This is a genomic window from Johannesbaptistia floridana, from assembly GCF_057440575.1.
Map to the genome: position 1 here is coordinate 1 of NZ_JALKVM010000321.1, position 8022 is coordinate 8022.

General features: G+C 35.8%; 4 protein-coding genes. All 4 read right to left on the reverse strand.

Annotated elements, in window-relative coordinates; genetic code table 11:
- Positions 1–462: 462 nt before the first annotated feature.
- The gene (locus MW688_RS18565) at positions 463–2112 is read right to left on the reverse strand and encodes an alpha-amylase family glycosyl hydrolase (RefSeq protein WP_486737504.1); all 1650 of its coding nucleotides are present in this window, start codon (positions 2110–2112) and stop codon (positions 463–465) included.
- A gap of 1281 nt (positions 2113–3393) precedes the next feature.
- Entirely contained in the window at positions 3394–4884 is a 1491-nt protein-coding gene (locus MW688_RS18570; RefSeq protein WP_486737505.1) for a gamma-glutamyltransferase, read from the reverse strand.
- Between the two features lie 591 nt (positions 4885–5475).
- A complete protein-coding gene (locus tag MW688_RS18575; RefSeq protein WP_486737506.1) occupies positions 5476–6738 on the reverse strand; it encodes a GatB/YqeY domain-containing protein in 1263 nt (420 codons plus the stop codon).
- Between the two features lie 128 nt (positions 6739–6866).
- Positions 6867–7856, reverse strand: a complete 990-nt coding sequence (moaA, locus tag MW688_RS18580; protein WP_486737507.1) for a GTP 3',8-cyclase MoaA — start codon at positions 7854–7856, stop codon at positions 6867–6869.
- Positions 7857–8022 lie beyond the last annotated feature (166 nt).

The following is an 8022-nucleotide window of genomic DNA, read 5'->3' on the forward strand; positions in this document are numbered from 1 at the left end:
AAATCTCTAAGTTATAAATCAGTGTATTGCTGCTATTTTATATTGTTTAGAGAATCTTTTAGTTGGATATCAAGATCTGGTTTTTCCTTATATTTTTATTTTTTATCTCTTTTAAAGCTCTATATTCTGAGATAATATGAAGTTTTGTATCAAGAATTGCTGATGATGCCTAGATGATGTTATTCTTTTAATAGAAGCAAAAAAAAGGCTTCTCCTGGCAGAAACAACAGGCAGTTTAAGTTAAGAAAAAAAGAGGTAAGTAAGCTGTTTATATTCCATTCTGTCTCGTCCAACAAAATAGCAGCAATCCAATTAGAAACTTATATTTCCTAAGGTGGTAAGTAGGGAGCTAAAAAACTAAAGATTGACTTTAGTTCAACTCCAAACCCAAATAATTAATTAAGGAAATCTCTAAGTTATAAATCAGTGTATTGCTGCTATTTTATATTGTTTAGAGAATTTTTATTGTACAAATACCTTAGCTTCGTATTCTGGTAAATCAATCATCATTTCTGCTTCTCCTGCTTCTTGGTCATAGTCATTTGTCCATTCATGCCAAGTTCCCCCCTCAGGAAAGTTTTTTACTTTATAACCTGCTAAATATTGGTTAGAGAAATTAGCAATTACTACTACTCTTGATCCTTCGCTATTCCAACGGATATAGGCGATTACCTTTGACTCTGAATCAGTGTGGAAAAATTCGATATTTTCGGTATAAAGGGCATGATTATATTTACGTAAGTTAATTAAGCCCTGATAATAACTACATAACTGCTGATTTATCTCATTTTCTAGCAAATTCCAGTCAATTGGACTAGTTTCTTGGGTTAATGGGTGATAATCACCAAATTCTTCTCCCATCCAAAGTAAAGGTACACCAACTGCGGTCATCAGGATAGCGGCCCCTAATTTGAGACGTTTAAAGGCTGCTTCTCCAAAAATATCACGGTTAGCTAATTCTACCATTAAACGTTGATGATCGTGATTACAGAGATAATTAACTATATTCGTAGCCCCTAAAAATCCTTGACGCTTACCATCTATCGCTATTTGTAATTGTTCTAAATCAAAGCGATCGCCACAGAGATGTTCTTTAAGATTGTGATAAAAAGTATAATGCCAACTAGCATCCATGGGACCATCTTGGTTAGTAATCGCTGGATCTTCAGGAATATATTCAGCAATATTATAAAATGGTTTTGCACCAGCAAATTTTTTAGTTTCTTGAACAATCTGGTGCATAAAATCATAGTTGCCAATTTGTTTAGCGGCATCGTATCGAATGCCATCAATATGATATTCTTTAATCCAATATTCCAGTGTATCCCGCACAAATTGCCAAGCTGGTTTAATATCTAAATTTTCATCGTAATGTTCATAATTAAATTCTGGTCCCCAGCTATTCTCTGAATCAGTGGGATGGTGGTGAAACCAGTAGTCATGATCTATTTGAGTTAAAGGGCAATCAGTATTACTATGATTATAAATACCATCTAAAATTACTCTTATCCCTCTCCCATGACACTCATCAATTAAGCCCTTCAAATCCGAAGTAGAACCATAATTAGACTCAGCGGCAAAAAAGTGTTGGGGACTGTAACCCCAACTGTACTCCCCTGGGTTTTCCTTCACAGGCATCAATTCTAAGCAATTAATACCTAATTCTTGTAAATAGTCTAATTTCTCCGTCACATGCTGGTACTTTCCTCGGGATTTCTCATCGCTTTCTCCTCCAGAAAAATCTCCTATGTGTAGTTCATAAATTACTAACTCATGATCTCCGGGTAAATGATGATCATCATTTTTCCAGACATAGGTATCTACTATTTTTTGTCCATCTTTGATACGCAATACACTAGTTTGATTATATTCGTCTATATCAGTGGCATAAGGATCGATAATATCAACCCATTGATCTGGTTCTAAAAACCAGCTTTTAGAACGCACTTTAAACTTATAATTGTATTTACCATCTTCTAGTTCTACAGTAGTTCTAAAATAGCCTGACTGGTCTTTTTTCATACTAATCGGTTGCCAGTCAGAAAAACAACCTATCACTGCTGCTTCTTGATTGTAAGGTGCAAATAATTTAAATTCTACGGAATTAGTCATATTGTCTATATATCTAAAATGTTAGTAAATATAAATTTCACTTATACTTAAAAATAGCTATTTATGATAATTATCAGCATCTATCTTTAGTAGTACTTTTGCCTAGTACCTCAGCCTCACCTCAAAGAATCAGTAACCTTGTACTAAAGTATTAGTAGGGTGTGTTAGGGCGAAGCCCGTAACGCACCTAGATGAGTTTTGAAGTAATGAAGTCTTGAAGAATGAAGAATGAAGAATGAAGAATTTAGAATTAAGAGAGACTATTAATTTTTCCTAAAGATTTATATGAGCTAGTAATGTAGTACAGTAGGGTGTGTTAGGGCGAAGCCCGTAACGCACCTAGATGAGTAATGAGTTTTGAAGAATGAAGAATTTAGAATTAAGAGAGACTATTAATTTTTCCTAAAGATTTATATGAGCTAGTAATGTAGTACAGTAGGGTGTGTTAGGGCGAAGCCCGTAACGCACCTAGATGAGTAATGAGTTTTGAAGTAATAAGTAATGAGTAAGAAGGTAGCATGAATACTTGTAGTAGGGTTTAGATGAGTTTTGAAGTAATGAGTAATGAGTAATGAGTTTTGAAGGTAGCCTGTAGCCTGTAGGTTGGGCAGGGAGATAACCCAACAAACATGAGTAACGAGTTTTGAAGTAATAAGTAATGAGTTTTGAAGTTTTGAAGTAATGAGTTAAAGAATTAATGCGATCGCGCTTAAAAATTGATTCTCGCCTGTTGGCGAATTTCAGTACTTTTTTAGGAGTGCAAGATATAAGGTTGAGGTCACTACACCCAACAATTTAACTCCTTGTCTTTGAAGGTTAAGTGTTGGGTTGCTACAGGCGCTATATGAAGTTTTGTATCAAAAAGTTTGAGTAATCTTCAGATAATGTTATTCTACAAATAGAAGCAAAAGAAGGCTTCTCCTGGCAGAAACAACAGTCAGTTTAAGTTAAGAAAAAAAAGAGGTAAGTAAGCTGTTTAAATATAATTCTGTCTCGTCCAAAAAAATAGCAGCAATCCAGTTAGAAACTTATTTTTCCTAAAGTGGTAAGTAGGGGGCTAAAAAACTAAAGATTAACTTTAGTTCAACTCCAAAAGAAAAGGATTAATTAAGGAAATTTTTAAGTTATAAAACAGTGTATTGCTGCTATTTTATTTGGGAGAATTGATACAGTCTATTTCCTGAAGTTAAAGAGGTTAAACAGATGTTGATTTTAGCTTTAGTTTTTTTTGTGCAAAATTATGCTACGGTAATTCTAAAGCAAGTGAAGTACAGAATCGCCCTAACTCTTCCATCTGCCAACTCCACCAACACGACGAGGATCGGCAACATAACTTAAACCTGTTTCGGGACTCCATAAAGCAGCTTGAACTCCGCCAAAATACATAGATAACTCGGGAAAAGGACGTAATTTGAAGCCCCTAACCAGACTGAGATCTAAACCAGGTTCAAAAGCCACAGTCAAATCATCTTCAAAGATTTCTACATGAAGACGGGGTGCAGCTATGGCTTCAGTTAAAGACATATTTAACTGAATAAAATTAATTAATACTTGAGCGATCGCTGTGGTAATGCGAGATGCTCCAGGAGATCCTATAGCTAAAATTGTACCATCCTCATGTTTAGCTATAGTTGGGGCCATATTTGATACTAAACGCTGACCAGGTTTGAGACTATTCAAATCTTGGGGGTGTAATTCTATTTCTCCTAGAGAGTTATTAAACCACAAACCTGTTTCGGTAATCATTACTCCAGATCCATAACCTGCTGAAGCGGTGATAGAACAAGATAAACCATTGCTATCTACAGCAGAAGCGTGAATAGTAGAGGGAGATTGCTTAAAATGCTCAATTTCTCCGAATTTTGCTAAATATAAGTTTTGTTGACGTTGATTAAAAACTATATTTTGAATATTAGTGATAATTTTGACTGTTTCTGGATCTGTTGTTTGTAAAGATTGTTGGTCTGCTAGAAGTAACATAGAGGCTAAACAGACACCACCAATCGCCGGGGATGGATTAGTAATAATTTCCCAATCTTGATAGCGAATTGTTACGGGAGATCGCTCTATGGCTTGATAGTTAGCTAAATCTGTGGTCCTAAGAAAACCGTTATTAGCTTGAATTTCTTTAACTATTTTGTCCGCTAATTCTCCTTGATAGAATATACTTGCTCCTTTCTCGGCGATATCTATAAGAGTTTCCGCTAAATAGGGTATGTAGACAATTTCGCCTTGTTGTAAACAAGTGCCATCAGGATGATGTAGTGCTTGATAACTAAGTGGATTCCAATCAAAAATTGCTGTTTGAGTTTCTTTTAAGTAATTAGCTGCCGCCAATGACAAAGGAAATCCCTGTTTAGCCCAATTTATACTTGGTTCTAGCAGTTTTGCCCAAGGGAGTTTACCATATTTTTGAGAAGCTAGGGCCAAACCTGCGAAAATACCGGGAGTAGCAATTGAACCATAACCAATTAAAGTTTCCATGCCACCACCATAGTCTAAAAACACAGGCTGAGTGCTTTGAATTAATTGTTGATGGTTGATACACTTTGCTGGTATTTCGGCATAGGCATCAATCACTACTGGTGGTTGTTGTCCATCACAGATAGTTAAAAACCCTCCTCCTCCTGGTGCAACTATTCCTGGTTCAGTACAAAGAGATACTAAAGTAGTTGCGATCGCACTATCTACTGCATTACCTCCCTTCGCGGCGATCGCTATTCCGGCATCTGCTGCTATTTGTGAACCTGCTGCTATACCTACTTGAGTCATCTTATTTTTTTGCTTTTTCTGATTAAAATTGCCATCTTGTAGAGATTTTTTCGGTTTATGATATATAAAAATATTATCCGCTACAATAACATAGTTTTTTGTTCAATAAGAGCTTTTGTCTACTCAAATCTTGCATCTATACCAAATGTTACTCGTGGATGAATAATGAGTTTTGAAGTTTTGAAGTAAGAAGTTTTGAAGTAAGAAGTTTTGAAGTCTTTACGTCTTTAAGTAATGAGTTAAAGAATTAATGCGATCGCCGTTTAAAATTTGTTGACCCTAAACTCACATCTTCCACCAGTACATAAGTTCTGGTGAAAGATCTGAGTCTACGCATTATGGTGTTTGACATCAAAATAAAGCTCTTTCCCCCCTTTTTCAAGGGGGGTTAGGGGGGATCAAAATGTCAAACATGTCAACAAGTACTGCTATATAATATCAAATTGATTAAAAAATGCTAAAAATATAGAAGCAGATTAGATCCCCCCAACCCCGATCTTGCATCTTTACCTAATGTTACTAGTGGTGGTTGAGTAATGAGTAATAAGTAATGAGTAATGAGTTAAAGAATTAATGCTAACCCCTGGTAATTTAGCCTAATTTTTCTTTGACTAGAGATTGTACTTTCTTACCATCAGCACGTCCTTTTAGTTGTTTCATAGCTGGTCCCATAACTTTTCCCATATCAGAAGGTGAACTAGCGCCCACTTCAGCAATAATTTGCTCAATAATACCAGTTAACTCTTCATCAGATAATTGTTTAGGTAGATAGGTTTCAATAATTGCTAATTCTTGCTCTTCTTTTTCAGCTAAATCATCTCGTCCTGCTTTTTTATATTGTTCTATAGAATCCCGACGTTGTTTAGCTTGTTGAGAGAGAATATCGAGTTCTTGTTCTGGAGTCAATGTTTCTTGACCAGTAGCACGAGTTTCGGTTTCTTTTTCTAGGATAACTTTTTTAATGCTTCTTACGGTTTCTAGACGCAGTTTATCCTTAGCTTTCATAGCAGTTTTAATATCTTCACTGATTCTATCTTTGAGACTGCTTGGCTGATTAGAAGCATTTTTAGCCTCTTCACTAGTGGTTTCTTCAGAAGTAGCAGTTTCTGTAGGGGTAGCTTCGCTAGTGGTTGCTTCAGAAGTAGCAGTTTCTGTAGAGGTAGCTTCGCTGGTGGTTTCTTCAGAAGTTGGAGTTTCTGTCGGGGTAGCTTCGCTAGTGGTTGCTTCAGAAGTAGCAGTTTCTGTAGAGGCAGCTTCGCTGGTAGTTTCTTCAGAAGTAGCAGTTTCTGTAGGGGTAGCTTCGCTAGTGGTTGCTTCAGAAGTAGCAGTTTCTGTAGAGGCAGCTTCGCTAGTGGTTTCTTCAGAAGTAGCAGTTTCTGTAGAGGCAGCTTCGCTGGTAGTTTCTTCAGAAGTTGGAGTTTCTGTAGAGGCAGCTTCGCTGGTAGTTTCTTCAGAAGTTGGAGTTTCTGTGGAGACATCTTCACTAGTAGTTTCTGCTATTGTAGGAGTTGTTTCTGGTTTATATACAGAAATCACTTTATCAACTTTCTTTTTACTAGTAGTTGGCGCTTGCTTTTCCTTTTCAATTAACAAATATATTTGTCTAACTACTTCTTTATCTACAATAGTCTTACCTGCCTGGTGAGAGAGATTAGTAATTTTTTCTCCTAAATCTTGACCCAATTCTTCAGGATTAATTTCTCCTGAGGAAGATTCGGCAATAATTGCTTTAATACAATAGTCTAGTTCTTTATCTATATTCCGAATATTAGGATTAAAACCTTTTGCCGTCAAAACCTGTTTAACACTTTTAATACAAGCCTTAATTAGTTTTTTACCTGTTAACTTACTCACAAAATTTATCTCCAGTTATATTAATTGGTAAACTGCCATAAACTTAAGATGGCAATTGCACTGTGCAATTTTTACATTTAGTATAGTTTATAGGCTACTTGATAAGATGAAGGATAAAAGCAAAAATTTTACCCACCTATTTGAGACATAGTTCGAGAGTAACCTATGTCATTAGTTCCCGATTCTCGTTGTTTAAAGTTAATTTCTGGTTTAATCGCCAAAATATCGGCAACTTGACCTTTAATTTTGTTTGTAGATACTCCATTACGGAGAGAGGTTTTTAAATCAATTTGACCAGTTTCATTGAGTAAACAAGGACGTAACCAACCATCAGCCGAGAGACGCATACGGTTACAGCGATCGCAGAAACATTCAGACATTTGACTAATAAAACCTAGAGTGCCCTTAGCGCCAGGGATTGTAAACACATCAGCAGGACCATTTCCTTTTACCTGAGATGTTTCTATACCCCAAGTTTGGCCAATTTGTTCTCTTAATTCTGCTGAACTTATCCAGGCTTTTTCTTGAAATAATGTACCATTACCAATGGGCATAAATTCAATAAATCTTACATGCCAATTATTATTAATAGTCAAAGCAGCTAAATCTAGAATTTCACTATCGTTTACTCCAGGAATTACCACAACATTCAATTTCAAGGGATTAAAACCTACTTTAGCGGCAGCTTGAATACCTGACCAAGTTTTCTCCCAATAGTTGCGGCTGTTTTTCCCAATGATTCGAGCAAAGTTATCGGGATTAAGAGAATCTAAACTTATATTAATCCGTTTTAAACCAGCATTGTATAAATCTTCTGCCATAGATGCTAATAAGAAGGCATTAGTAGTCATAGATAAGTCTTCTGTTGCCTCTATTGTCGCTATCTCTCTAACTATATCAATAATATCAGGTCGTAACAAAGGTTCTCCACCAGTTAAACGAAATTTCTTAAAGCCTAGGGGAATAAATACTTCTTGTAAAAGTGTTAGTATTTCTGAACGAGTTAAGATTTCTTGGCCTAAGATATAATTTAATTCGCTGCCTTCGGGCATACAATATTGGCATTGATAGTTACAACGGTCAATGAGACTGATACGAAGATAGTCAACTTGATTCATTATTATGATTGTTGATATAGGTATATTAGCGTATATGATTACCTACTAGGTTAACAAAAATTTTCTGAGTCAATTTTGAGATCTATCATCAAGACAGGGAGGAAACCTCAGTCTTACTCATTACTCATTACTCATTACTCATTACTCATTACTCATTACTCATTAC

Coding starts and splice junctions, on each gene's coding strand:
- moaA (WP_486737507.1), bottom strand. CDS start 7,856: ATGAATCAAGTTGACTATCTTCGTATCAGTCTCATTGACCGTTGTAAC.
- MW688_RS18565 (WP_486737504.1), bottom strand. CDS start 2,112: ATGACTAATTCCGTAGAATTTAAATTATTTGCACCTTACAATCAAGAA.
- MW688_RS18570 (WP_486737505.1), bottom strand. CDS start 4,884: ATGACTCAAGTAGGTATAGCAGCAGGTTCACAAATAGCAGCAGATGCC.